Raw genomic sequence first — 23,807 nt, 5'->3', positions numbered from 1 at the left:
GGATTGATATGGCGAGGGAGGTGTAAACACAGACTGTGGCGCTGAGAGCCGTCTACCCGCGTCTGACGCGGCAAATCCAGAGACCGGTCGGCAGTCTGGGCCGAATCGGTGATCACACCTTGTTTTACGGCAAAGCGATCGGTGGCATCCCCTTCGCGGTGAGCCGCTACGGCCGCGAGATCATCCGCCTCATTGCCGAAATCAGCATGGGTGCGGGCACTTTGGCGATGATCGGCGGGACGCTGGTGATCGTCGGCTTCCTGACCCTGGCCGCGGGCGGCACCCTGGCGGTACAGGGGTACAGCTCGCTGGGCAATATCGGTATCGAGGCCCTGACCGGGTTCCTGGCGGCATTCATCAATGTTCGAATTGCGGCGCCGATCGTCGCCGGTATCGGCTTGGCTGCCACCTTCGGCGCCGGGGTGACCGCGCAATTGGGCGCCATGCGCATCAACGAAGAGATCGACGCGCTGGAATCCATGGCGATCCGGCCGGTTTCGTATCTGGTCAGCACCAGGATCGTCGCGGGAATGCTGGCCATCACGCCGCTGTACAGCATCGCCGTCAGCCTGTCGTTTCTGGCCAGTCAGTTCACCACGGTGATCCTCTTCGGCCAGTCGGGCGGTCTGTATCAGCACTACTTCACGACCTTCCTCAATCCGATTGACCTGTTGTGGTCCTTTCTGCAGGCCGTGTTGATGGCGATCACGATTCTGCTGATCCATACGTATTACGGCTTTTTCGCGTCGGGCGGACCGGCCGGGGTTGGAGTGGCAACCGGCAACGCGGTGCGGACCTCGCTGATCGTGGTCGTCTCGGTGACACTGCTGATCTCGCTGTCCATCTACGGTTCCAACGGCAACTTCAACCTGTCGGGCTAGAGGGAGGTGAACGCGGTCAGTGACGACATACGTGCCGGCGGGCCGGCATAGCCCCAGCACCAGAGGACGATCGCACCACCACGGTCGGCCCAAGCCGCGCCCTTACGTGCGCCCGTTGATGGGCCTGGCCACCGTTGTCGTCATTTCGGCGATCGTCGCGGTCTCAATCGGGTTGTTCAACAGCAGCTTTACCGAGAGCGTGCCGGTGACCGTGGTGTCGCCGCGCGCCGGCCTGGTGATGAATCCCGAAGCCAAAGTGAAGATGCGCGGCGTGGTGGTGGGCAAGGTCGAATCCATCGAGGAACGTCCCGACGGTCAGGCCGTGCTGCACCTGGCGATGCAGCCTTCGCAGATGCATCTCATCCCGCACAACGTGCTCGTCGACATCGCCTCGACCACGGTATTCGGTGCCAAGTTCGTCGAACTCATCCCGTCGGACCAGCCTTCGCAGCAGAGCCTGCAACCGCATCAGGTGCTCAAAGGCAAGAGCGTCACCGTCGAGGTCAACACGGTCTTCCAACAGCTCACCACCCTGCTGTCGAACATCGATCCCGCCAAGCTCAACGAAACCCTCGGCGCGATCGCTTCGGCGATGAACGGCCGTGGCCACAAGATCGGGCAGGCCCTGTCCGACCTCGACGCCTTTCTGGCCAAACAGGATCCGGCGTTGCCCGCCCTTAATCATGACCTCTCGGTCCTGCCCGTGGTGAGCAACGCATACGCCGACGCGGCGCCGGATCTGATCGGGTCGGCCGAGAACGCGATCAGGATCAGCAAGTCGATCGTCGAAGAGCAACAGAACCTCGACGCGTTCCTGATCAGCTCAATCGGATTGGCCGACATCGGCAACGAGGTGATCGGCGGGAACCGGCAAGCATTGACAGACGTGCTACACCTGCTGTTGCCGACCACCGACCTGACGAACGAGTACCACCAGGCGCTGTGGTGCGGACTTTCCGGCTCGCTGGTGAATTTGCACTCGCCGAACCTGCCCGAGCCGATGATCAAAGTGTTGGTGTACATCGGTTTCGGTGCCGAACGCTACCGCTATCCGAGCAACCTGCCGAAGGTGGCCGCAACCGGTGGTCCGCAGTGTCAGACCCTTCCCGTGGTGCCGTTCGACGTGGCACCGCCGTTCGTGGTGGCCGACGTGGGCGCCAACCCGATGGAGTACGGGAACCCGCAGTTGCTGCTCAACTCAGACGGTCTCAAGCAACTCCTGTACGGGCCGATCGACGGGCCGCCGCGCAACACGATGCAAATTGGACAACCCGGATGAGCAGCTCACGCGGGATGATCATCAAGTTCGGCGCCTTCGCGCTGGTGATGGTGCTGCTCACCATCTCCCTCTTCTTCATCTTCGGGCAGTACCAGACCGGTTCGACGACAGAGTATTCCGCGCTGTTCACCGACGTCTCGCGCCTCAAGGAGGGGCAGACGGTACGGGTCGCCGGCGTCCGGGTGGGCACGGTGAATAGCGTCGAATTGCGGGCGGACAAAAAGGTGCTGGTGAAATTCGACGCCAACCGCGACGTCGTGCTCACCGGTGGCACCCGGGCTGTGATCCGCTACCTGAACCTGGTCGGTGACCGGTACCTCGAGCTGATCGACGGTCCGGGCAACACCAAGCCGCTGCCGGGCGGTTCGGAGATCCCGATTGACCGCACCGCGCCGGCCCTCGACCTCGATCTGCTCCTGGGCGGGCTGAAGCCGGTGACCAAGGGACTCAAGGCCGAAGACGTCAATGCACTCAGTGCCTCACTCATCGAGGTTTTCCAGGGCGAGGGCGGCACCCTGCAGTCGCTGCTGTCCAAGACGTCGTCGTTCTCGAACACGTTGGCCGACAACAGCGACACCGTGCAGGCTCTGATCGACAATCTCAACACCGTGGTCGGCACCGTCAATGCCGAGGGCACCAAATTCTCCGGGGCGATCGACCGGTTGGAGCGCCTGATCAGCGGACTGTCCTCGGACCGCGACACCATCGGCACCGCAATCACCGCACTGGACAACGGGACCGCGTCGATCGCCGATCTGCTCACCCGCGCCCGCCCGCCGTTGTCCGGCACCATCGACCAGCTCAACCGGCTGGCCCCGTTGCTGGACAAGGACAAGAACCTCATCGACATTTCGTTGAAGAAGTTGCCGAACAACTACCGCAAGCTGACCAGGCTGGGTTCCTACGGTGCATGGTTCCCCTACTATCTGTGCGGACTCGCGCTTCGCGTCTCCGATCTGCAGTACCGAACCGTCGAAGTCGGTGTGACCCACCAGGTCACGGGGAGGTGCGCGGAACCCGATGCTTAAGTACCGCGGAGCGCGCCTCATTCGCGCCGGTTTCATCGGCGTGGTGCTGATAGTGCTTGTCATCGCCGTCGGGCTGTCGCCCGACCAGTTGCTGCAGCGGGCCACTACCGTCCGCTATCAGGCGGTGTTCGCCGACGCCGGGGGCCTGGTAACCGGCAACGACGTGACGGTGTCGGGCATCAAGGTCGGCAGCGTGTCCGGCATGTCACTGCAGGGCGGAGACGTCCTGGTGACGTTTACCGTCAAAGGGGCGGTGCAACTCGGGTCGGCCAGCACCGCGCACATCCGCACCGGCTCGCTGCTGGGCCAGCGGGTGCTGACCGTCGAATCCACCGGCAGCGGCAATATGCGCCCGATGGCGGTCATTCCGCTGTCACGCACCTCCTCGCCGTACTCTCTGTCCGAGGCGGTCGGAGACCTGGCCACCGACATCGCCGGGACGAATACCGACACGCTCAACCAGTCGCTGGACACCCTGTCCAACACGCTGAATCAGATTGCGCCGCAACTGGGCCCGACGTTCGACGGGGTAACCCGCCTCTCGACGACCCTGAACAACCGCAACCAGACACTGAGTCAGTTACTCAAAGGCGCAGCCGATGTCACGCACATCCTCTCGGAGCGCAGCAACCAGCTGAACACCCTGATCCTCAACGCCGACGATCTGCTGTCCATGCTGGTCGAACGGCGGCAGGCGATCGTGCGGCTACTGGCCAGCACCTCCGCGGTGGCCAAACAGCTTTCCGGCCTGGTGCACGACAACGAAGCCAAGCTGGCGCCGACGCTGACCAAGCTGAATTCCGTCACCGCGATGTTGGAGGACAACCGCGAAAACCTGGGCAAGGCGATCCCCGGCCTGGCCAAATTCGAGCTCACCCAAGGTGAGACGGTCTCCAGCGGCTTCTACTACAACCCGTTGATCCCCAACATCTTCACGCTGCAGTTCTTCCAGTGGTTGTTCGACTACGCCTTCGGCTTCCGTGCTTACGGTGCGCCCGGGCAGCCGCCGGACAACGCCGGGCCGCGCGCGCTGCTGCCCTTCCCGTTCAACCAGAACCCGGGAGGGTCGCGATGATGCGGCGCAGGGGCGTCAAGCTCGGGCTGGCCATCGTGCTCGTCCTGCTGGTGGTGGTCGGTGCGGGGGTTGCCGTTCGCAACACCTTCTTCCGGCCCACCACGATCACCGCCTATTTCCACACCGCTACCGCCATCTATCCCGGCGACGATGTTCGTGTCTCGGGTCTGAAAGTCGGCACCATCGAGTCGATCCAACCGGCCGGAACGCAGGCCAGGATGGTGATGCACGTCGATCACGGAATCTCCATCCCGGCTGACGCGAAAGCCGTAATCGTGGCCCAGAACTTGGTCGCGGCGCGGTATGTGCAGCTCACACCCGCCTACCGTTCCGTCGGCGCCACCATGGCCGACGGTGCTGTGATCCCGGTGAACCGGACGGCGACGCCGGTCGAATGGGACGAGATCAAAGATCAATTGATGCGATTGGCAACCGATTTCGGACCCAACAGCAAGGTGTCGACACCCTCGGTGGCGCGGTTCATCGATGCCGCCGCCAATGCGCTGGGCGGCAACGGCGACAAGCTGCGCCAGACACTCGCCCAATTGTCAGCGGTGGGGCGGATTTTCGCCAACGGCAGCGGCAACCTCGTCGACATCATCAAGAATCTGCAGACCTTCGTCGGCGCGCTGCGGGACAGCAATGTCCAGCTCGTGCAATTCAACGACCGGCTGGCCACCCTCACCAGCGTGCTCGACGACAATAAGTCGAGCCTGGATGCTGCGCTGACCGACCTGTCGAGCGCCGTCGGGGAGGTCCAGCGGTTCATCGCCGGAACCCGCGACCAGACCGCGGAGCAGATCACCCGGTTGGCTGACCTCACCCAGATTCTCGTCGACAACAAGATGGCGCTGCAGAACGTGCTGCACGTGGCGCCGAACGCGCTCGCAAACGCCTACAACGACTACGACCCGGATGTCGGGAACGTCCGGGGCGGGGTCGGTTTGCAGAACCTGAGCAACCCCACGTGGGCATTCTGCTCGCAGATCGGTGCGCTGGAGAACGTCACCTCGGTCGAGACCGGCAAGTTGTGCGGGCTGTACCTCAGCCCCGCTTTGAAGGTGTTCAACCCGTTGACCTACTTCAACTTCAACTATTTCCCGATCCCGGTGAACCCGATCCTGGCCCCGGCGTTCGACCCGAAGAATGTCGTCTATACCGAGCAACGGCTTGCACCCGGAGGGGAAGGCCCCAAGCCGAGCGCGCCCGAGTTGCCCCCGGCGGTATCGGCGTATACCGGGCTACCGGGTGACGTTCCCGAGGCGCCGCCACCGCCCGGGCCGCCCGCGCGGATACCGGGCGCGGCCATGCCCGAGCCGCCGCCGCCGAGTGTGCCGGCCGAGCCGCCGCCAGCTCCGCAGACTGTGCCGGAGCTGCTGCTGCCCGCCGAAAGGCCGCAATCATGAGCCCGATTGTGCGGCGCATTCGCATGCTGCTGGGCATCGGTCTTTGCGTCATGCTCACCTCGACCGGGTGCGCTTTCAGTGGCTTGAACTCACTCCCGCTGCCGGGCGCGGTGGGACGTGGGCCGGGTGCCAGTACCTATCATGTCGAGATCGCGAATGTCGGCACACTGGAAGCTAATTCGCCGGTGATGATCAACGATGTCATCGTCGGTAGCATCCGCAAACTGTCGGTGCGGGGCTGGCACGCCGATGTCGAGGTCTCGGTACGGCCCGGTGTGGTGATTCCGGCGAATGCGGTGGCCAGTGTCGGCCAGACCAGCTTGCTGGGTTCTATGCATCTGCAACTGAACACACCGCTGGGTCAGGCGCCGTCTGGTCGGCTGCAACCCGGTGCCACGATCCCGCTCAACCGCTCGTCGACCTACCCGTCGACCGAGCAGACGCTGTCGTCGCTGTCGGTAGTTCTCAATGCCGGAGGGCTGGGACAGATCGGCGACATCATCAACAACTTCAATGCCGCGCTGTCCGGCCGCGCGGGTGAAGTCCGCGATCTGCTCAACCGGCTCGACAGGTTCGTGGGCACCTTCGATGCGCAGCGTGACAACATCGTCGCGTCGGTGCAGGCGCTGAACCGACTGTCCGGAACGCTGGCCGGCCAGCGCGACGTGATCACGCAGGCGCTCAACAAGATTCCGCCGGCACTCGACGTGCTCAACAGAGAGCGGCCCCGTTTGACCACAGCACTGAACAAACTCGGGACGTTCAGCAACACCGCAACCCGGCTGGTCAACGATGCGGGCGACGACCTGGTCAACAACCTGAAAAATCTCGAGCCGACCATCAAGGCGCTCGCCGACGTGGGGCCCGATCTCGATGCGGCCCTTGCCTATGCGCCGACGTTCCCGTTCACCCAGGGCTTCATCGACCGCTACGTCCGAGGCGATTACGTCAACGGTTACTTCATCATCGACATGACCAATTCCGGTCTGCGCAAGAGCATCCTGCGCGGCACCCACTGGGAGCGACTCGGCGCGGAAGGTGTGCCGGCGCCCGGTGACCCGGAGTACCTGCAGTTCCGGTACGGCGCGCCGGGTGCGCCCGGGTCGTATCTGCCCGGACCGCCCCCGGCGGGTGCGCCCGTCTCCCAGCAGGCACTACCCGGCCCGCCGCCATCCACGGCACCGGGCCCAGACTCCGCGGCGACGGCGCCCAATGGGTTGCCGTCCGCGGTCGCACCGGTGGAGGGGAGTGGCTAGATGCTGACCCGCTTCATCCGTATCCAGTTGGCGATCTTCGCGATCGTCGGGGTCATCGGTCTGTTCGTGATGGTCATTTACTACGTCCAGGCGCCGACCCTGCTCGGGATCGGCAAGATGACCGTCACGCTGGAACTGCGCGAGACCGGAAACCTTTACCGCTTCAGCAACGTCACCTACCGCGGCGTGCAGATCGGCAAGGTAACCGGGGTGGAGCTGACCGCTCGTGGCGCGAAAGCCACGATGCGACTTGATACTTCGCCGAAAATTCCGGCCGACCTGGATGCGGAGGTGCGCAGTATCTCCGCGGTGGGCGAGCAGTACGTGGATCTGCGCCCGCGAACCGACTCGGGACCCTACCTGCACGACGGCTCCGTGATCTCCGCGAAGGACACGAAGACACCACAGCCGATCGGTCCGGTGCTGGACCAGACCAGTGCGTTGCTCAACAGCATTCCGCAGGGCAAGCTGACCCAGTTGCTCGACGAGTCGTTCAAGGCATTCAACGGCGCCAGTTACGATTTCGGTTCGCTGTTCGACTCGTCGGCGCAGATTTCCGGGGACCTCAACGGTGTTGCAGGCCAGGCGCGAAGCCTGACCGAGGACACCGGCCCGTTGCTGGACAGCCAGGCGCAGACGGCAGGCTCGATTCGCCGCTGGGCGCACAGCCTGGCCGGATTCACCGGGCAATTGGCGACCAACGATCCGCAGGTGCGCACGCTGCTGGAAAACGGGCCGGAAGCCCTGAACGAGGCGTCACGGTTGCTGGATCAGATCAAGCCGACGCTGCCGGTGTTGCTGGCCAATCTCACCACGATCGGCCAGATCGGCGTCACCTACCACGCGTCCCTCGAGCAAGTGTTGGTGATCCTGCCGCCGTTCACCGCCGCGATCCAGTCGTTCCTGGGCACCAAGAGCCCGACCGGACTGGCCACGGGCGCTTTCAACCTCATCCTCAGCGACCCGCCCGCCTGCACCGTCGGCTTTCTGCCGCCCAGTCAATGGCGTTCGCCCGCCGATACCACCACCATCGACACCCCCGACGGCCTGTACTGCAAGCTGCCGCAGGATTCGCCGATCGGGGTGCGTGGCGCGCGGAACTACCCCTGCATGGGACACCCGGGAAAGCGGGCGCCGACCGTCGAAATCTGCGACAGTGACAAGCCGTTCATGCCGCTGGCGATGCGCCAGCACGCGTTCGGCACCTACCCGCTGGACCCGAACCTGCTCTCCCAGGGCATTCCGCCCGACGACCGGGTCAACTGGAACCGGGAACGGATCTTCGGTCCGGTCGACGGAACGCCGATGCCCGCTGGGGCGGTGCCTCCCGGGGCGCCGCCACCGCCGGCCGGAACGCCGGCAGCACCCGGCATCACCCCACAGGCGCCGATGGGCCAGGTGACGTCCATCGCTCCGCTTGATGTGCCGGCGGGCGCGGGACCGACCCCGGCAGCCGCCCCGGCAGCCGCCGCGCCCTCCGCCGCGCCGAGTGCGTTCGGGCACAACGCATCACCGGGTCCGTCGGTGGCGTTCGCGCAATACAACCCGGAGAACGGAAGCTACGTCGCCCCGGACGGCCAGGTGTACCGGCAGACGGACCTGGTCGCCTCGAAGGCACCCAAGACGTGGAAAGACATGTTCGCCATCTGAGGGCCGAAATACGCACGCCGCCAGTTGTTTACCGGCAGGGGCCGGATCAGCCGATCCGGTCCAGCCGGAACGGCTGTTCGATGTACATCGGGTCATTGCGTCCGCAGGCGCCGCTCGCGGCGCTGGTGTGCTCCCGTCCCGCCAGCACCGACGATCCAAGCGTGTTCTCACCGGTTTCCGGGTTAGCGGGGTAGAAGTAGAAGCTGTCGTGGCCGGTGTAGGAAGTGCCGTCCTCACAGGTTTCCCAGTTCGGGATGTCGCGTTTGAGGTACCAGGTGAGTCCGTCATGCATGTACAGCGGTGCAGTCCAGCCCTGGTCGCTCACCACCGTGCCGGTGCAGTCCTGAGCGGTGGAACACGAAGTAGTGATTCTCCACGTGCTCCGTACCACTTCCTCGTCGTGATACACCGTGCGTGTCCGGGCCCAGTCGCCGATCTGGGTCGCGGTGAACGTTCCGTTGATGGCCGGGTTGTAAGCCCATGCGGGCGGGGCCGTGCCTACTCCACCGAGCACAGCGGCGGCCGCGACCGCCGCGCTTAACGAACGCCTCACCTGACACTCCTCGACGCGTTGCGAACGGCAAATGCCCGTCGGTCAAAGTAGGCTGAGAAAGAAAGACGATGCGCGCTCATAAGCCCTCGAATTTCTGAATAAGCCACGAACTGTTGACCTTTTTCAACGTAACTCGAAGGCTGCTCGATGTCACTACTGGTTCGGGCTTTTCCTTGCTCGCGGTTTTTTGCTTTACGAAAACAAGCACGACGGCTGAATTCGGATTCAGTTCCGAAACTGCGGCCCGCACAACGGTAGCCGTGGTGGTGACCTGCGCCCGCTGCGCGGAGGGCCCGACGATTTGATCAGCAAACTGCTGAAAGTACGGCAGATAGTCCTCGGTGACCCGCGATCTGGCATTGGCGAAGTCGCGGCTGAGGGTATCGGGGGAGTAGGACAGCAACGCCACCGCTCCCTCGCTGGCCGCCTTCACCACCTCACGTGTCACGGCCCGGTCGGTGTCCTTGTCCGACCGATAGACAGCGAAGAAGTAGCCGACGCAGAAAGCCGTCGAAGCCACGACCAGAATGCTTATCAGAACCTGACGCCACCGTGCCCGCCGCCGAGCCGGCAAACGACGCGCCCTTGTCTGCTGACTGGCGCTCGGCTCGCGAGCCGGTTCGTCCTCCGTCACGGGACGAACTCGATTTTCGAGATCTTCAACTGCCCGGCGTCCCTCTCGACATTGATGACGAGGCGAAACCACCGCATTTGCGGTGTCGGCTGATCGGGCTTGATGAGTTCGGATTTCGCCGCCACCAAGACGACCGCGGAGTCGTTGCTCATGGACTGCACGGCGACGGCTTGCACGGCGGCTTTCGCCGCGACTTTCGACTGCTCGAGTGCCTTGACCATGTCCTCGGCGCCCATCAGTACGCCGGCCTTGAACTGCCCCGTTGTTTCGTCGGCGAACCGTTGCAAGTCGTCTCGGGCCCTGGTCGGGTCGATCGACATCATCGTCAGGACGGCGTTGCGCGCCGCGGCGGCGAATTCCGCTGAGCGCTGCTGCTGCTGGACGACCCGATGGTGATGCCAGAGGAGATAGCCGCTGCCGCCCCAAGCGGCGCAGCTGACCAGGATCGCGGCGCCGACGACGACGGCTTTGCGCCTGGGCCGGCGCGGTCGCCACCGGCGCGGTAACCATCGGCGAGGCTGCGCGGCCTCGTCCTCGGCTGACGATTCGACGTCCCTGCCAGCGGCCTGCTCCGCTTGTCTGCGCAGCTCCGACGCACGGGCCCGGGCGGCTTCGGCGCGGGCTTCGATTGCGGCCAGATCAGCGGAGTCGGGTGCCAAAGTCGCCGCGGGATCCGAAACCGTCTCAGTACCGGCATCCAGCGCCTCAGCCGAAGGCTCGCGCCGCGGCATAAACCACCTCCTGCCCGCACTACGAGAGAGTCACATTATCACTGGCGGACCGCTTCGCCGGTTCCGGTGGTGGCTGAAGCGCGGGCCGCCTCACGCCTTCTCCGCAGGGGAGAATTTTCTTACCATCTGTCGCCAACATAATGAATTTTCTGGCCAGCTGTGGCAAATTAAGCTGGTGCGATTCTTTGTGGCAGCGGTCGCCGCATTGCTCGGCTTCGGTGTAGTGGCGGCACCGCAGGCGGCCGCGGATCCGGTTACCTGCGATTATCCCGACTGCACGCCTGGGATCGCCGGACACCAGGTGCTCGGAGCGCCCTGCGACAACACCACCTACTACGTGTTCGGCACCGCCGATTACTACGTGTCCTTCGCCACCGAGCCGGGCCGGCTGATGTTCTGCGGATCACCGAGGCGGTATGAGCCGCGCTGGTTCCGGTCGCCGCCGATGGTCGGCGTCAAGAACGAGAATTCATCCTGCGTCGAGTACCCGGAGTACTACGTCGCGCAGGCCCCGGACGGCCTGTTCCTGGTGTGCAATCCCCATGACGGAAAGAAGGTGTGGGAGCGCGGCGACACTTAGCGCCGCGGGGAGATCAGGGCCGGTTGTTGGGAATCTCGGGCCAGTCCTGGAACGGGCTGGGGCCAAAGTAATCTCGGTTGTGGATGGTGCCGTCCATGTCGCGATGGTGCGCGTCGTGACAGGTCGTCGGGTCGAACTGCGGCCCCCAGTTGGCGCTGAAGGGCTGACCCGGGCACCAGTGGTATCCGACCCACGGCCAGGGCACGTCATCGTCGGCGCCGGCGATGGCCGCGCCGGTCAGGCCGAACCCGGTCGTGACCATCATCGCGACTGCGGCGAGACGTCTGACACTGTCCATACCAGAACGGTATCCGAGTGACACGCTGGTGAAAATGGAACTGCGCGAATCGGTTCTGATTAATGCGCATCGAATAGCCGACGGGTGATCCGCAGCAACTGGGCGCGCAGGGTGTCGTCATCGATATCGGCCACGAGCGGGTGGAGCACGCCGACCGCGATGGCACCCGACAACATTGCCGCCGATACCCGCGCGTCTTCGGCGGTGTCGTCGACCAGCACTCCGTAGAGGCGCTGGATGAAGCGCTGGAACGGTTCGTGGTCGGCCAGCAGGCGCACCACCACGGGGTCGAACTGCAGAGTGCTTGCCGCGCCGCGTCGTTGCACGGCGACATCGATCACCCGGTTGAGCAGGACGTCGCGGGCCTCGGTCCGGTGGCCGTGTGCCTCCGCCGCCTCCAAGGCTTCCTCGAGTCCGCCCAATTCCCGTTCGGTGAGTGCGATGACTATCTGTTCCTTGGTCCGGTATTGGTGGTAGACAGCCGCTTTCGTCACCCCGATGGCATCGGCGATCATCTGCAGGGATGTTCCGCCGACGCCGTGCTCGCCGATCAGCTGGAGCGCCGCGTCCAAGACGCGCGTCTGTGCGGCGCTGCGCGTGATGAACCGAAACCGGCTCTGGGGCGTCGCCTCGACCACACCAGGCAGCGTAGCTGACCGGCTATTGACCGGGAATAGCCGATCGGCTAGTTTCGCTGAGGAGCCCAGCCGCGCCAAGCAGTGCGCAAGGAGTCGCCCATGACCGAGACCGGCACCGGCGTCGACGCGGATCCTCCACGAGTGGGGTTGCGGCGCACCGATGGTGAGTTGATCCTGCTGTGGACACTGCCCGTCACGGTCGTCATCTGGATCGCCGCCTTTCTCCTGTTCCCGGGCTTCCACCCGCCGATATCACCCACCATGTCGGCCGAGCAGGTAGCCGCGTTCTACCGCGATCCCGCGCACCTTCCCGAAATCCGTTACAGCATGATCATTTTCAATTGGTTCGGCGTGTGTCTCGTGCCGATTCTGACGCTGATCGTGATGCAGATCCGGCGGATGGCGCATCGCACGCCGATCTTCTCCTACGCGATGTTGGGTTGTATCGCCGGTGGCCCGACGTTGTTTCTCATCGCCAACGTCTGCTGGCTGCTGGCCGCGTTCCGCCCCGAGCGAAGTCCGGAACTGACGCAGTTGCTGAACGACTTCGCGTGGATCACCTTCACCATCCTGGTTCCGTTTCTGATCGGGCAGAGCGTAATCCTGGCGTTAGCAATATTTTTGGACGATCAGCCGCACCCGGTATTCCGCCGGTGGGTGGCACATTTCAACCTGCTCGTCGCTGTGGCGCTGCTGCCGGCGGCCTTCGTCGGCGTGTCGTTGTCCGGCCCGCTGGCGTGGGACGGCGTGTTGTCGTTCTGGGTGAAGAACGTCGCCATCGGTGTCTGGATCGTCGTGATGGGCGTTGCCCTGGGGCGGGCGGTGTATCGAGAGCGTGCCCAGACGGCCTCAGCGGAACCGGGCAGCCGGTGAGCGTCGTAACGAACCTGTGGCACAACCCCAAGCGTGAGCTGTGGCTGGCCTGGTGGACGCTCCTGCTCTTCTACAACATCTTTTTCCCGGTGTTCTTCATCGTGGCCCAGGTGCAGCCTCCGCCGCAGCCCTCGTGGGACCTCGCGACCCAGATTCACTGGTTCGACGAACGTCGCGTGGGGATACCCCTCGGTTTTGGGATCATCTTCGCGGTCGCCGGGATGACCGCGGTGAACAACGCCCTGATCGCATATTCCATGCGACGCATGTCGGTGAGCCGGATCTTCGGATACTCGTATCTGATCATCTACTCCCTCGCAGCGGTTCCCGGCATGCTGCTGCTGTGCATCGCGCTGATCGTCGGGACGCTGCGGCCTGACCGCGACCCGAAGGTGCTCGGCTGGTTGTACGACTTCGCCTTCCTGTCCTTCGACGGAACCATGGGAGTGTTCCTGATCGGCTCGCTGATCTGGATGGTCGCCATCCTGATCGACAAGAACCGAGTGTTCCCCAAGTGGTTCGGTTATCTCAACCTCTGCAATGCGCTGACCGAGGTGGTGGTGGCGCCCTGCTGGATATTCGGGCGCGGCGTGCTCGCGTGGAACGGTCAGATCGCCTGGTGGCTCGACATGGTCGTATTCGGTGTCTACCAAGTCACTTTCATCGTCATGTTGTACCAGCTGATCCGGCGGGAAGACTTCGGCACCGGCCCGCTGCCGAACCTGCCGCGCAGCGGGGCCATCGCGTCATGAGTGAGCTCGCCGATAAGGGCAAGCGTGCCCCGTTCGTGCCGGGACAGCCGGACATGTGGGCCTTTGTCTTGTTCGAGACACTGGTGTTCACCGCGTATTTCGGCTTCTACCTGTTCTATCGCGCGCGAAGTTCCGAGCTGTTCTTGCACGCTCAGACGCACCTGGATCTGCGGATCGGGGTGCTCAACACCCTGGTGCTGCTGCTCAGTTCCTGGTCGGTGGCGCGATGCGTGCAATCCGCCCGCGCCGGTGCCTATCGGGCGGCTGTTCGGGACGTGGTCGCCACCGCAGTGTTCGCCGCAGTCTTTCTGGGGCTCAAGGTGTTCGAGTGGGCCCGATTGGTGCGGACGGGACACGGCTTGGAAAGCAGCGACTTCTTCACGTACTACTTCTTCCTCACCGGAATCCATTTCGTGCACTTGCTGATCGGGTTCGTCGCCCTTGGCATCATTGGGTACCGGCTCCGGGGCGCCAGGCGCGGATCGCCGGAGTCCCAAGAGCTCGTCGAAACCTGCGCAACCTACTGGCACACAGTCGACTTCCTGTGGGTGCTGATCTTCGCGCTGGTGTACGTGGTGAGGTGAGCGGTGAAATTCAACAAGAGGCTGCTGGTCGTCTGGCTGATACTGGCCGGCCTCACCGCGAGTTACTTAGGGATCGATCACGCGGCCGATGGTTCGCTGCGATCGAACGTCATGGTCACATCGAGCGTCATCGTCATCGCACTGATCAAGGTGCGCATCATCTTTCGTGAGTTCATGGAGGTCAGGCAGGCCCCGGTCCTGCTCTGCCGGTTGACCGACGCCTGGATCCTACTGATCGGCGCGGGATTGTTCGGCAGCTACTTCGTGGGATTAGCCGTCCGCTGAGGGCCTACTGCGGGGTGAACGTGAGGTGCAGCTGGTTGAGTCCGCGCAGGATGTACGTCGGCTCGTAGGTATAACGCCGAGCATCGGCCGGGCCGTGGTGAACTTCGTTGATGCCGATGTCGGCCATCCGGTCCAGGATGCGCTCGATCGACACGCGGCCCTCCACCCGAGCCAGCGGCCCGCCCGGGCAGGAGTGCACCCCACGCGCGAAAGCCATATGCTCCCGGACGTTTTTGCGGTCGATCTGGAACTCGTGCGGGTTGTCGAACCGGCGCGGGTCTCGGTTGGCGGCACCGGGCAACACCATGACCACGGTGCCGGCAGGAATGTCCACCCCGCCCACCTGGGTGGCTCGGCGCGCCAGCCGCGAGTCACTCTTGACCGGGCTTTCCATGCGCAGTGATTCCTCGATGAATCCGGGGATCAGGGTGCGGTCGTCGCGAAGCTGCTGCTGGATGTCCGGCCTGTCACCGATGACCTGCAAGGCGGCGCTGAGCAGCTTGGCCGTGGTTTCCTGCCCGGCGGCGAAAAGGAAAGTGGCGGAACGGACTACGTCGATGACCTCGGGTGTCGACCCGTCCGGATACTTCGCGGTGGCCAGCGCGGTCAAGACATCTTCGCGCGGATGGGCGCGCCGGTCCTCGATGTAGGCCGAGAATTTGTCGTCCAGGAACTCCAGCGGGTTGATGCCTACCGACTCGTGGTCGAGGGCACCCACCCGGCCGGGTCGGTCCGCGCCGAGGACGACCCGGAACTCCTTGTGGTCCTCCTCGGGAACACCGAGCAGATCGGCAATCACCAACGTGGCGAACGGCTTCGAGTACTCTCCGATGAACTCGCATTCGCCGTTGACGAGGAACTCGTCGAGTTGGCGGTCAGCGAGCCGCCACATGAACTCCTCGTTCTGCTTGAGCCGGCTCGGGGTCAGTAGCCGGCTCAGAATCGACCGTGCCCGGCTGTGGTCCGGGGGGTCCATGGTCACCATGTGTTCGTACATCGGGAAGCTCTCCCGGTGCGCGTCGATCTGGGCGTTGATGTCGTCGCCCTCGGGCGTGAACGGCAGTGGGGGGAACGGCCCGCCCAGCGCAACGCAATTCGAGAAGGAATCGGTGTCCTTATACACGGCGGTGGCCTCTTCGTATCCGGTTACGGCGACCACCCCGTAGTGGGGCAGCCGCAGCACCGGGTTGCGGCTGCGCAGGTAGTCAAAGTATGGGTGCGGATCGGGGACCAGTGACGGATCGGTGAAAAAGTCGATGGTGTCGTAGTTGCTCATGTGGTACGTGCCTCCTGAAGCCGGCGCCATGTGGGGCCAATGCTGAGTCGGCGACGAGAGCTGGCGCCGCCCGAATGAGATGCTCTGCTGAGCACTTGCTTAGCATGGCGGTAATGTCAGGGTCAAGGTTGCGCGGCCAGAGCCGGCCGCGGCCGGTGGCTACGATCGGCGTAACCGGCAGCCGAGAGCAGAGAGTAGGGGCAGTGACATGACATCGGCCCGCAGGATCGGGGCGCCCGACGCGAAGAATCGCGGGTTGCTGCTCGACGCGGCCGAACGACTGATGCTCGAAGAGGGCTACGCCGCAGTGACTTCCCGGCGACTGGCCAATGAGGCGGGACTCAAACCGCAGCTCGTGCACTACTATTTCCGCACCATGGAAGACCTCTTCCTCGCCGTCTTTCGCCGCCGTGCCGAGGAGGGTTTGCAGACACAGGCGCGGCTGCTGCAATCGCCGCAGCCGTTGTGGGCGCTGTGGAAGTTCGGCTCCGATCCGGGCTTCGCGCGGATCTCGATGGAATTCATGGCGCTGGCGAATCATCGCAAAGAAATGCGTGCCGAAATCGCTTACTATGCTGAACGTTTCCGCGACGAACAGCGTCAGGCCGTGTCGGCGGCCTTGCGGCGGTACGCGGTCAATACCGATGACGTGCCGCCGATGGTGTGGACCGTGTTCATGACCAGTCTGTCGCGCATGCTGGTGCTCGAGCAGGCGCTGGGCATGTCGGACGGTCACGCCGAAACGACGGACTTCGTCGAACGTCACCTGCGCCGTCTGGAAGGCGAACCGCTGGCGGATATGTCGGGAGACGGCGTGGATCACCAGGTCCGCAGTGAACAAAGCACGCCCCGGTCCCCGTCCTTGGACACGACGACGTTGCCGTCAACTGACACCGTGCAGTGAAATCCGGGCGTGCCCGGTTGCCGCCCGGTGCTGACGCTGACCATCGCCCAGGCGTCTGGGTTGACGAGCATCACCTGCTGGGTCCACGGCCTACCCGGGGCGATGTCGGCCTGAATGTTCGGAGTGAACGTGTAGGGGTTATGGCTGTAGTCGGAGAACTTGGTCGGGTCTTGATCCTGGTAGTAGATGTCGGCGTAAATCGGGTTCTTGGCGGAGATGGTGTAGACCACCTGATGCATAGGCTGGTCGTCGTCCGCCGTCGCCTGGCCGGGAGCTATCAGGAGGCCGCCGAACAGCACTGCGATGCCGACCCGCCAAAGTCTCGTTGCGGTGATTGTCATATCGCTCCTCCGGCTGCTGGGCGCGGATTGGCTGTGCGGCTCATGACCCGTTCTGCGGCCTGCCAGTGCGCGTCTGCTACCCACAGGCGTGCAAACGATGCTATCGCCTCATCTGCGGAAACTCCGCTGATTACCCGCTTTATCTCGGCGGCAGGACGGCGAGCCAGCGAGTTGGCCACCGAGCGCCATCCCTTGTCGGCCGTGTCAAAGGATGCGCGCGGCACCACCACGTCCACCAGCCCGATGCGTTCGGCGTCGGTCGCGTCCAGCGCAATTCCGCTGCCCGCCAACAACAATGCCCGGCTCTTGCCGACCAGCGCGGCCAGGCGCTCGGCGCCGCCCCACGCCGGCATGATCTCCAGCTGCACCTGATTGAACGCGATCCTGATGTCGTCGGCGGCAACCCGGATGTCCGCGGCCACAGCGACTTCGGCGCCACCGCCGAAGGCATGACCGTTCAGCGCGGCGATCACCGGGGCGGGGAACCCGGCGATCTGATCGCAGACGTCGCGCATCCGCTTCGCCATCGCCGCGGCGTCCTGTTCGGTGCGCAGCGCGCTGAGCTCTTTGAGGTCACCGCCGGACACGAAGGCCCGATCGCCGGCACCCTTGATGACCAGAGCGCGGGCGCCGGCGGCCGCCTGCAACGCCCGCTCGAGTTGCCCCATGGTCTCCAGCGCGATGGCGTTGCGGGCATGGGGGCGATCGATGGTGAGTACGGCCACCCCGGTGGCGAATTCGTCGAACTCCAGCTCGACCATGGGTGATCACTCCTCGGGGCGCGAGAACGGCGATATTGGCATTCTCGTGTCCGGAGAATAGCATCATCACCGCAGGTCTAGAAGTTGCCCGAAGGGGGTGCCCGATGCAGAACCGCACGGTGATACCAGCGGTATGCGCGGTGGCCATCCTCGGCGCCTGTAGTGCGCCGTCGCAGGGCCAGCTCGCCAGTACCGCGACGGTGAACATCAACGGCACCGAAGTGCGGCCCGATCTGGTCAGGTGCTATCAGCAGGAGTGGTACCGGACGATCGCGCTCGGAAACGACGAGTCCGGAGCGACGGCGGTCCTCGACCAGCGTCAGCATCCGGTGACCACGATCTCCGTGCGGTTTCACAACCTCGGCGGGTTCACCGGCACCACCACAGCCGCACCCGGCGGTGGCGGCGCGGCAGAGACCCGCTTCGACGGCGGCAATTTCATCATCAGCGGTACCGCCAACGGGGCCACCACCGCCAAGCCGACGGAAGCGGCGACGGTGGACTTCAAGATCAAAGCCACCTGCTGAGCGTGCGTCGCCGGCTGGGGCGAGCAGACGCATAAGCCCCTGATTTCGGCCCGAAACAGGGGTTTATGCGTCTGCTCGCGCATTGGCCGCACTGCCGCGCGTTGCGTGCGGGCCCCGTCATTGCGCGCGCCCGGATGAGAGAATAGTATTCTCACAAAACGCGAAGGAGGATTTCATGGGGCAGCTGTCGCATCGGGAGGACGTCCCGTTTCCGCTCTTTGACGCGGACAACCACCTCTACGAGCCGCCGGAGGCGCTGACCAAGTTCCTGCCCAAGGAGTACAAGGACTACGTCCAGTACGTGCAGATCAACGGGCGCACCAAGATCGCGCTGCGCGGCGTGATCAGCAACTACATTCCCAACCCGACCTTCGAGGTCGTGGCCCGGCCGGGTGCCTGGGAGGAGTACTTCAAGTACGGCAACCCCGAAGGCAAGAGCAAGCGCGAGCTGTTCGGCGAACCCATGCGCGCCATCCCGGCATTCTTCGAGCCTGGCCCGCGCTTGGAGAAGATGAACGAGCTGGGCCTGGACCGCACCCTGATGTTCCCCACGCTGGCCAGCCTGATCGAGGAGCGGCTGCGCGACGACCCGGTCGCCATCCACGTCCTGATTCACGCGCTGAATCAGTGGCTCGACGAGGTTTGGGGCTTTAACTATCAGAACCGCATCTTCACCACACCGGTCATCACCCTGCCGATCGTGGAGAAGGCGATCGAAGAGCTGGAGTGGGTGGTCAAGCGCGGTGCGCGCTGCATCCTCATCCGCCCGGCTCCGGTCCCCGGATTCCGCGGCCCGCGGTCGTTCGCGCTGCCCGAGTTCGATCCCTTCTGGGAGCGGGTCGTCGAGCACGACGTGCTGGTCGGCATGCACTCGAGCGACAGCGGCTACTCCCGGTACACCTCCGAGTGGGACGGCGCCGACCAGGAGATGCTGCCCTTCCAGACCAACGCGATGGGGATCCTCAACGAGTGGCGGCCGATCCAGGACGCGGTCGGTTCTTGGGTGATTCACGGTGCGCTCTACCGTCACCCGAAGCTGAAGGTCGCCATCGTCGAGGCCGGTTCGAAGTGGATGAACCCACTGCTCGACGGCCTGGCCGAAGTCTTCCGCAAGGCCCCGGAAGCCTTCCCCAGCGATCCCGTCGAGATGGTGAAAAACCGGATCTACGTCAGCCCCTTCTTCGAGGAGGGCATCGACGACCTGATCAAGCTCGTCGGTGTGGACCAGGTGCTGTACGGCTCGGACTGGCCGCATCCGGAGGGGCTGGCCGAGCCGACCTATTACATCAACGCGTTGTCGCACTTGCCCGTTGAGTCACAGGCGAAGATCATGGGCGGGAACCTCGGGCGCCTCGTCTCGGTGTGACGGGCGAACCGGCCGAACCGGCCGAACCGGCCTGGCAGACTATCCCCGAGATGGTCCTGAGCGCGGCCGACCGGTTCGGCGACGCCGAAGCGGTCGTGGACGGCCCGTTGCGCTACACCTTCACTGAGATCGTCGAACGGATTCGTTGCGCTGCGGGCGCTTTCGCGGCGCTCGGTCTCAACAAGGGTGACCGGGTGGCGATCTGGGCGCCCAACTCGGTGGAGTGGATCGTCGCCGCCTTCGGGTTGTTGACCGCCGGCGGCGTGCTGGTGCCGGTCAATACCCGGTTCAAGGCCGACGAGGCGGGTGACATCATCGCACGCAGTGGGGTCAGGGCCGTGCTGGTTCAGCAAGGGTTTCTGGGGCAGGAATACCGCGCGCTGGCTGGCATCCCCGTCATCGACCTCAAATCTGACTTCCTTTCCGCCGCTGAGCCTTTCGAACGTCCGGTCAGCGGCAGCGATATCTCCGACATCATCTTCACCTCGGGTACGACCGGCCGTCCGAAGGGCGCGATGATGAATCATCGCCAGACACTGCGGATGTACGACGAATGGGCGACCCTGGCTGACTTGCGCGAAGGCGATCGCTATCTGCAGATCAACCCGTACTTCCACACCTTCGGTTTGAAGGCGGGACTGGTCGCATCGTTTCTGCGGGGCGCGACGATGCTGCCGGTGGCAGTATTCGATGTCGACTCGGTGGTGGATCTCGTTGAGCGCGAGCGTGTCACGATGCTGCCTGGCCCGCCGACGCTCTACCACTCCTTGCTGACGGTCGTCGACAAGAGCCGGCTCTCGACGTTGCGCGCCGCGGTGACCGGGGCCGCGGACATACCCGTGGAATTGGTGCGTCGCATTCACTGCGAACTGCCGTTCCAGACGCTGATGACCGGCTACGGCCTGACGGAGGCCGGCAATGTCACGCTGTCGAGACCCGGTGATTCGTTCGAGGATGTGGCCACGACGGCAGGACTGCCCTGTGCCGGTGTTCAGGTGCGCATCGGAGCTGACGGTGAGGTGCTGGTCCGCGGTTATGGCGTCATGCAGGGTTACCTGGACGATCCCGTCGCGACCGCGCAGGCCATCGACATCGACGGCTGGCTGCACACCGGAGACCTGGGCAGCTTCGACGACGCGGGGCGATTACGCATCGTTGGCCGCAAGAAGGACATGTTCATCGTCGGTGGCTTTAACGCCTACCCGGCCGAGATTGAGGGGTTCCTGATCAGCCATCCAGCCGTCGCCCAGGCCGCGGTCATCGGTGTGCCCGACGAGCGGCTCGGGCAGGTCGGCAAGGCGTTCGTCGTCAGGAAAAGTCCGGTCGGCGCAACGGAATTGATCGACTGGTGCCGAGACCGCATGGCGGGGTTCAAGGTGCCGCGGGCAGTGGAATTTCTCGAGGCGCTGCCGCTCAATGCGACCGGCAAGGTGGTCAAGGACCTATTGCGATGAGAACCAGCGCACTCGTATGCTGAAATTGAGAACGCTATTTCCACAGCTTGTTGGTTATTTGCCGGCTGGGATCGCGCCGTGACCGGTAGCCTGTCCGGTGAAAGGTGGTAATCTGCCTCTCCGCGGGCTACCGACGCAAGGTGGTGGAAGGCCGCCCGATTGCTCGCCGCCATCACCGGCGCCGAGTAGGGTTTGGCCAACGGCGGCACCCGTCGGGTTTCGGCGGCAAAAAGCTGATTCGTCACCGAGGGGCAGGCTGTAGAGGGAGTTCAATTGAGCGACGAGCAGGTCTGGTGAAAAAGGGCGACACATCCCACACTGCCGCGGAGATTCGGTCTCTGGCTGATGAGGCCGAGGCCGAGGCCGCCGAAGCTGAAGCCCTTGCCGCCGCTGCCCGCGCTCGCGCCCGCGCGATCAAACTGCGCCGCGAGGCTCAACTCGCCGAGGCCAAAAAGCCTGTCGAAAAAGACATCAGCGACGAACCCGCGGACGGCGAAGACACCCTCGAGGCAGACGCGGGAGACGCCGAGGGTGCCGAGGAACCGGAGGACGCCGAAGCTGCGGCCGACTCCGAAAGTGCCGGGACCCAGGCAATTGCGGAGGTGGCCGAGGTTGATTCGCGAGAAACCGCGGTCTCCGAGTCAGGCCGACGCTGGCCGCGCCGGCCGAAGCTGTCATCGGTTGCCGCCGTGCTCGCCGTCGTCATATCGCTCGTCGCCGTGGGCGCCAGCGTGGAGATGGCCGTGCTGCACAAGCACGCGGTCAGCGAGCGGCAACAGGTAGCTGAGTACGCCGCAGCGGCACGTCAGGGCGTGGTGACCTTGACCTCATTGGACTTCGAGCACGCCAAGGAAGGAGTGCAGCGCATCGTCGAGGTTTCCACCGGGACATTCAAGGACGACTTCCTGAAGATGGCCGACGATTTCACCAATGTCGTCGAGCAGTCGAAGGTCGTTTCGCAGGGCTCCGTTCAGGCTGCCGCGGTCGACCTGGATTCGATGACCGACAACTCAGCGGTGGTGCTGGTGGCCAGCACCTCGGAAGTCACCAATGCCGCTGGTGCCAAACAGGATCCACGCAAGTATCGGCTGATCGTGACAATGACCAGAGATGGCGGGCAGCTCAAGATGTCGAAAGTCGAGTTCGTCCCGTGAGTCCCAAGAAAGCGACGACCGTCGAGGAGGTCGAAGAGTCGGACATCGCTGGCGAATCCCAGGAGTCGCGGACCGGGCGCTTCAGCGGCTTGACCGAACGGGTGAAGAAACGGTTCTCGAAGAAGCCGGGAAAGTGGTCGGGCAAGATCGGTGCGGCCGTGTTGGCGCTGATAGTGCTTGGCTCGCTTTCCGTTCTGGGGGGTCTGTACTGGTTCTCCTACCGGCCGGACCGCGCCGTCGACGCCGACGCCGCGAAGGCCGCGATCACGGCTGCCAGCGACGGAACGATTGCGATCCTCTCGTATTCACCGGACACCCTGGACCGGGACTTCTCCAGCGCACGCTCGCACCTGACCGGTGACTTCTTGTCGTATTACGACCAATTCACCCAGCAGATTGTGGCCCCGGCCGCCAAGCAGAAGGCGGTGAAGACGACTGCCGTGGTGCTGCGCGGCGCGCTCACGGACTTCCACCCCGACTCGGCCACGGTTCTGCTGTTCATCAACCAGAGCACGCAGAGCCGCGACCGACCGGAGCCCGCGACGACATCCAGCAGCGTGCTGGTCACGTTGACGAAAGCCGATGGAAAGTGGCTCATTTCGCAATTTAATCCGGCGTAGGGGGTGCGATGAGCGACGGCGACATTCACTCGATGGTGATCGCGTCGGACTACCGGATCCCGGATCCGACGCGGGTGTGGCCGCTGCTCGAACGCAATAGGGCGGCTCTCGCGGACATCGGCGCCCACCATGTCCTGGTGTATGTGTCGACGCACGACTACGGCCGTGTGCTGGTAATGATCGGAGTGCACAGTCGCGAGCCGATCGTGGAACTGCTGCGCTCCCGGGTGTTCTTCGACTGGTTCGACGAGGCCGGCGTCGACGACATACCGGCGGTGTTCGCCGGCGAGATTGTCGAACGATTCATCACCACCGCGCCCGCCGTGCCGAAGGCTCCAGGCGTGGTCCTGGCGGCGTTCGCATCGGTCGATGATGTGTCGACCCTGACCGCGCGGGTGGGACGGGCGATGGACCGATTCAAGGCCGCGGGTGTCCGAAAGACGTGGGTTTTCCAGGCTTTTGACGATTGCCACGAGGTGTTGATTCTGCAGGAGTTTCCCGACGAGGAAAGTGCGCGTCAGTGGATCGATCACCCCGATGCCACCGCCCAATGGATGGACGGCGGCAGGGGTGTGGGTGCCTACCCGCCACTGTTCGTCGGCCGCTATTTCGACATGATGCGCATCGAGGCGAAGTGAGCGGACCACTCGATGTTCGTCTGCCTGTGTAACGGCATCACCAGCCAGATGGTCGCGGACGCCGTTGCGGCCGGGGCGGGCACGACAAATCAGGTGGCCGCCGCCTGCGGAGCGGGTGCCGATTGCGGGCGCTGCCGGCGCACCGTCCGGGCCATCCTCACGTCCGGCAGCGTGGGCTCCGAACCCGTGGCACCGCCGTATCGCCGGGGGCGGAACTCCTGAATCCTCGCCCCGCGGGTCTCGAAGATCTTCGAGCAGATCGA

Annotated in this window: 28 protein-coding genes; 20 read left to right on the top strand and 8 right to left on the bottom strand. The window is 64.3% G+C overall.

Annotated elements, in window-relative coordinates:
- Positions 1 to 35 precede the first annotated feature (35 nt).
- From AWC08_RS16305 to AWC08_RS16275, 7 genes are read left to right on the top strand one after another with little or no spacing between them, the layout of a single operon-like run.
- Positions 36 to 881 (top strand): ABC transporter permease, encoded by an 846-nt coding sequence (locus AWC08_RS16305; protein WP_065134923.1) that lies wholly within the window; start codon positions 36 to 38, stop codon positions 879 to 881.
- Between the two features lie 19 nt (positions 882 to 900).
- Entirely contained in the window at positions 901 to 2,160 is a 1,260-nt protein-coding gene (locus AWC08_RS16300; RefSeq protein ID WP_065134922.1) for an MCE family protein, read from the top strand.
- On the top strand, positions 2,157 to 3,188 hold the full coding sequence (locus AWC08_RS16295; RefSeq protein WP_069432843.1) for an MCE family protein: 1,032 nt from the start codon (positions 2,157 to 2,159) through the stop codon (positions 3,186 to 3,188). Before AWC08_RS16300 ends, AWC08_RS16295 begins: the two co-directional genes overlap by 4 nt.
- Positions 3,181 to 4,263, top strand: a complete 1,083-nt coding sequence (locus AWC08_RS16290) for an MCE family protein (protein ID WP_065134920.1) — start codon at positions 3,181 to 3,183, stop codon at positions 4,261 to 4,263. Before AWC08_RS16295 ends, AWC08_RS16290 begins: the two co-directional genes overlap by 8 nt.
- Positions 4,260 to 5,669 (top strand): MCE family protein, encoded by a 1,410-nt coding sequence (locus AWC08_RS16285; protein WP_083271018.1) that lies wholly within the window; start codon positions 4,260 to 4,262, stop codon positions 5,667 to 5,669. Before AWC08_RS16290 ends, AWC08_RS16285 begins: the two co-directional genes overlap by 4 nt.
- Complete coding sequence (locus tag AWC08_RS16280) at positions 5,666 to 6,925, top strand: MCE family protein (protein WP_082986458.1); 1,260 nt, start codon at positions 5,666 to 5,668, stop codon at positions 6,923 to 6,925. Before AWC08_RS16285 ends, AWC08_RS16280 begins: the two co-directional genes overlap by 4 nt.
- Complete coding sequence (locus AWC08_RS16275; RefSeq protein ID WP_069432844.1) at positions 6,926 to 8,575, top strand: MCE family protein; 1,650 nt, start codon at positions 6,926 to 6,928, stop codon at positions 8,573 to 8,575.
- 46 nt (positions 8,576 to 8,621) lie between these two features.
- Here the strand turns inward: AWC08_RS16275 and AWC08_RS16270 are convergent, their stop codons facing one another.
- The 3 genes from AWC08_RS16270 to AWC08_RS16260 all read right to left on the bottom strand — a co-directional run bounded on the left by AWC08_RS16270 (position 8,622) and on the right by AWC08_RS16260 (position 10,493).
- Positions 8,622 to 9,128, bottom strand: a complete 507-nt coding sequence (locus AWC08_RS16270; RefSeq protein WP_069432845.1) for an Rv2253/PknI dimerization domain-containing protein — start codon at positions 9,126 to 9,128, stop codon at positions 8,622 to 8,624.
- A 76-nt stretch (positions 9,129 to 9,204) separates the two neighbouring features.
- Complete coding sequence (locus AWC08_RS16265) at positions 9,205 to 9,648, bottom strand: twin-arginine translocation pathway signal (protein ID WP_232007745.1); 444 nt, start codon at positions 9,646 to 9,648, stop codon at positions 9,205 to 9,207.
- Between the two features lie 110 nt (positions 9,649 to 9,758).
- On the bottom strand, positions 9,759 to 10,493 hold the full coding sequence (locus AWC08_RS16260; RefSeq protein ID WP_065134916.1) for a hypothetical protein: 735 nt from the start codon (positions 10,491 to 10,493) through the stop codon (positions 9,759 to 9,761).
- A 175-nt stretch (positions 10,494 to 10,668) separates the two neighbouring features.
- Here AWC08_RS16260 and AWC08_RS16255 point away from each other — a divergent pair, with 175 nt between their 5' ends.
- A complete protein-coding gene (locus tag AWC08_RS16255; protein WP_085087978.1) occupies positions 10,669 to 11,073 on the top strand; it encodes a hypothetical protein in 405 nt (134 codons plus the stop codon).
- A gap of 13 nt (positions 11,074 to 11,086) precedes the next feature.
- Here the strand turns inward: AWC08_RS16255 and AWC08_RS16250 are convergent, their stop codons facing one another.
- Both AWC08_RS16250 and AWC08_RS16245 read right to left on the bottom strand, forming a co-directional pair.
- Positions 11,087 to 11,371 (bottom strand): Mtp family mycobacterial-type pilin, encoded by a 285-nt coding sequence (locus AWC08_RS16250; protein WP_065134914.1) that lies wholly within the window; start codon positions 11,369 to 11,371, stop codon positions 11,087 to 11,089.
- Between the two features lie 59 nt (positions 11,372 to 11,430).
- A complete protein-coding gene (locus AWC08_RS16245) occupies positions 11,431 to 11,943 on the bottom strand; it encodes a TetR/AcrR family transcriptional regulator (protein WP_232008178.1) in 513 nt (170 codons plus the stop codon).
- Positions 11,944 to 12,108: 165 nt separating this feature from the next.
- On the opposite strand from AWC08_RS16245, the gene AWC08_RS16240 reads away from it, so the two are divergent.
- Genes AWC08_RS16240 through AWC08_RS16225 form a run of 4 tightly spaced genes read left to right on the top strand, consistent with a single transcriptional unit; the run spans position 12,109 to position 14,503 of the window.
- On the top strand, positions 12,109 to 12,882 hold the full coding sequence (locus AWC08_RS16240; protein WP_069435635.1) for a hypothetical protein: 774 nt from the start codon (positions 12,109 to 12,111) through the stop codon (positions 12,880 to 12,882).
- Positions 12,879 to 13,634: a hypothetical protein gene (locus AWC08_RS16235; protein WP_069435634.1), complete on the top strand. Its 756-nt coding sequence runs from the start codon at positions 12,879 to 12,881 to the stop codon at positions 13,632 to 13,634. Before AWC08_RS16240 ends, AWC08_RS16235 begins: the two co-directional genes overlap by 4 nt.
- Positions 13,631 to 14,218 (top strand): cytochrome c oxidase subunit 3 family protein, encoded by a 588-nt coding sequence (locus AWC08_RS16230; protein WP_085087975.1) that lies wholly within the window; start codon positions 13,631 to 13,633, stop codon positions 14,216 to 14,218. The genes AWC08_RS16235 and AWC08_RS16230 overlap by 4 nt, the downstream gene beginning before the upstream one ends.
- A 3-nt stretch (positions 14,219 to 14,221) precedes the next feature.
- Positions 14,222 to 14,503 (top strand): cytochrome C oxidase subunit IV family protein, encoded by a 282-nt coding sequence (locus AWC08_RS16225; protein WP_065134910.1) that lies wholly within the window; start codon positions 14,222 to 14,224, stop codon positions 14,501 to 14,503.
- A gap of 4 nt (positions 14,504 to 14,507) precedes the next feature.
- On the opposite strand, the gene AWC08_RS16220 is transcribed toward AWC08_RS16225, so the two are convergent.
- Positions 14,508 to 15,779, bottom strand: coding sequence for a cytochrome P450 (locus tag AWC08_RS16220; RefSeq protein ID WP_069433524.1), 1,272 nt, complete (start codon positions 15,777 to 15,779; stop codon positions 14,508 to 14,510).
- Positions 15,780 to 15,987: 208 nt separating this feature from the next.
- Between AWC08_RS16220 and AWC08_RS16215 the strand changes: the two genes are divergently transcribed.
- Positions 15,988 to 16,683: a TetR/AcrR family transcriptional regulator gene (locus tag AWC08_RS16215; protein ID WP_069433517.1), complete on the top strand. Its 696-nt coding sequence runs from the start codon at positions 15,988 to 15,990 to the stop codon at positions 16,681 to 16,683.
- On the opposite strand, the gene AWC08_RS16210 is transcribed toward AWC08_RS16215, so the two are convergent.
- On the bottom strand, positions 16,599 to 16,922 hold the full coding sequence (locus AWC08_RS16210) for a hypothetical protein (RefSeq protein ID WP_232007845.1): 324 nt from the start codon (positions 16,920 to 16,922) through the stop codon (positions 16,599 to 16,601). The genes AWC08_RS16215 and AWC08_RS16210 overlap by 85 nt on opposite strands.
- A 98-nt stretch (positions 16,923 to 17,020) precedes the next feature.
- Positions 17,021 to 17,785, bottom strand: a complete 765-nt coding sequence (locus AWC08_RS16205; protein ID WP_065134906.1) for an enoyl-CoA hydratase/isomerase family protein — start codon at positions 17,783 to 17,785, stop codon at positions 17,021 to 17,023.
- 104 nt (positions 17,786 to 17,889) lie between these two features.
- Here AWC08_RS16205 and AWC08_RS16200 point away from each other — a divergent pair, with 104 nt between their 5' ends.
- The 7 genes from AWC08_RS16200 (at position 17,890) to AWC08_RS16170 (ending at position 23,766) form a co-directional block, all read left to right on the top strand.
- Entirely contained in the window at positions 17,890 to 18,312 is a 423-nt protein-coding gene (locus tag AWC08_RS16200) for a lipoprotein LpqH (protein ID WP_065134905.1), read from the top strand.
- 175 nt (positions 18,313 to 18,487) lie between these two features.
- Positions 18,488 to 19,678 (top strand): amidohydrolase family protein, encoded by a 1,191-nt coding sequence (locus tag AWC08_RS16195; protein ID WP_069433516.1) that lies wholly within the window; start codon positions 18,488 to 18,490, stop codon positions 19,676 to 19,678.
- The gene (locus tag AWC08_RS16190) at positions 19,675 to 21,132 is read left to right on the top strand and encodes a FadD3 family acyl-CoA ligase (RefSeq protein WP_269456600.1); all 1,458 of its coding nucleotides are present in this window, start codon (positions 19,675 to 19,677) and stop codon (positions 21,130 to 21,132) included. The genes AWC08_RS16195 and AWC08_RS16190 overlap by 4 nt, the downstream gene beginning before the upstream one ends.
- A 293-nt stretch (positions 21,133 to 21,425) precedes the next feature.
- Positions 21,426 to 22,286, top strand: coding sequence for a hypothetical protein (locus tag AWC08_RS16185; RefSeq protein ID WP_142283622.1), 861 nt, complete (start codon positions 21,426 to 21,428; stop codon positions 22,284 to 22,286).
- A gap of 89 nt (positions 22,287 to 22,375) precedes the next feature.
- The gene (locus tag AWC08_RS16180; protein WP_069433521.1) at positions 22,376 to 22,906 is read left to right on the top strand and encodes a twin-arginine translocation pathway signal; all 531 of its coding nucleotides are present in this window, start codon (positions 22,376 to 22,378) and stop codon (positions 22,904 to 22,906) included.
- Positions 22,907 to 22,914: 8 nt separating this feature from the next.
- Positions 22,915 to 23,544, top strand: a complete 630-nt coding sequence (locus AWC08_RS16175; protein WP_065137343.1) for a fatty-acid--CoA ligase — start codon at positions 22,915 to 22,917, stop codon at positions 23,542 to 23,544.
- Positions 23,545 to 23,556: 12 nt separating this feature from the next.
- Entirely contained in the window at positions 23,557 to 23,766 is a 210-nt protein-coding gene (locus tag AWC08_RS16170) for a (2Fe-2S)-binding protein (RefSeq protein ID WP_065137344.1), read from the top strand.
- The last annotated feature ends 41 nt before the right edge of the window (positions 23,767 to 23,807 follow it).

It is taken from the genome of Mycobacterium gordonae (assembly GCF_002101675.1).
Taxonomy (GTDB): Bacteria; Actinomycetota; Actinomycetes; order Mycobacteriales; family Mycobacteriaceae; genus Mycobacterium; species Mycobacterium gordonae.
The sequence above is the reverse complement of the archived record's forward strand: the minus strand, read 5'-3'. Positions and strand labels throughout refer to the sequence as shown.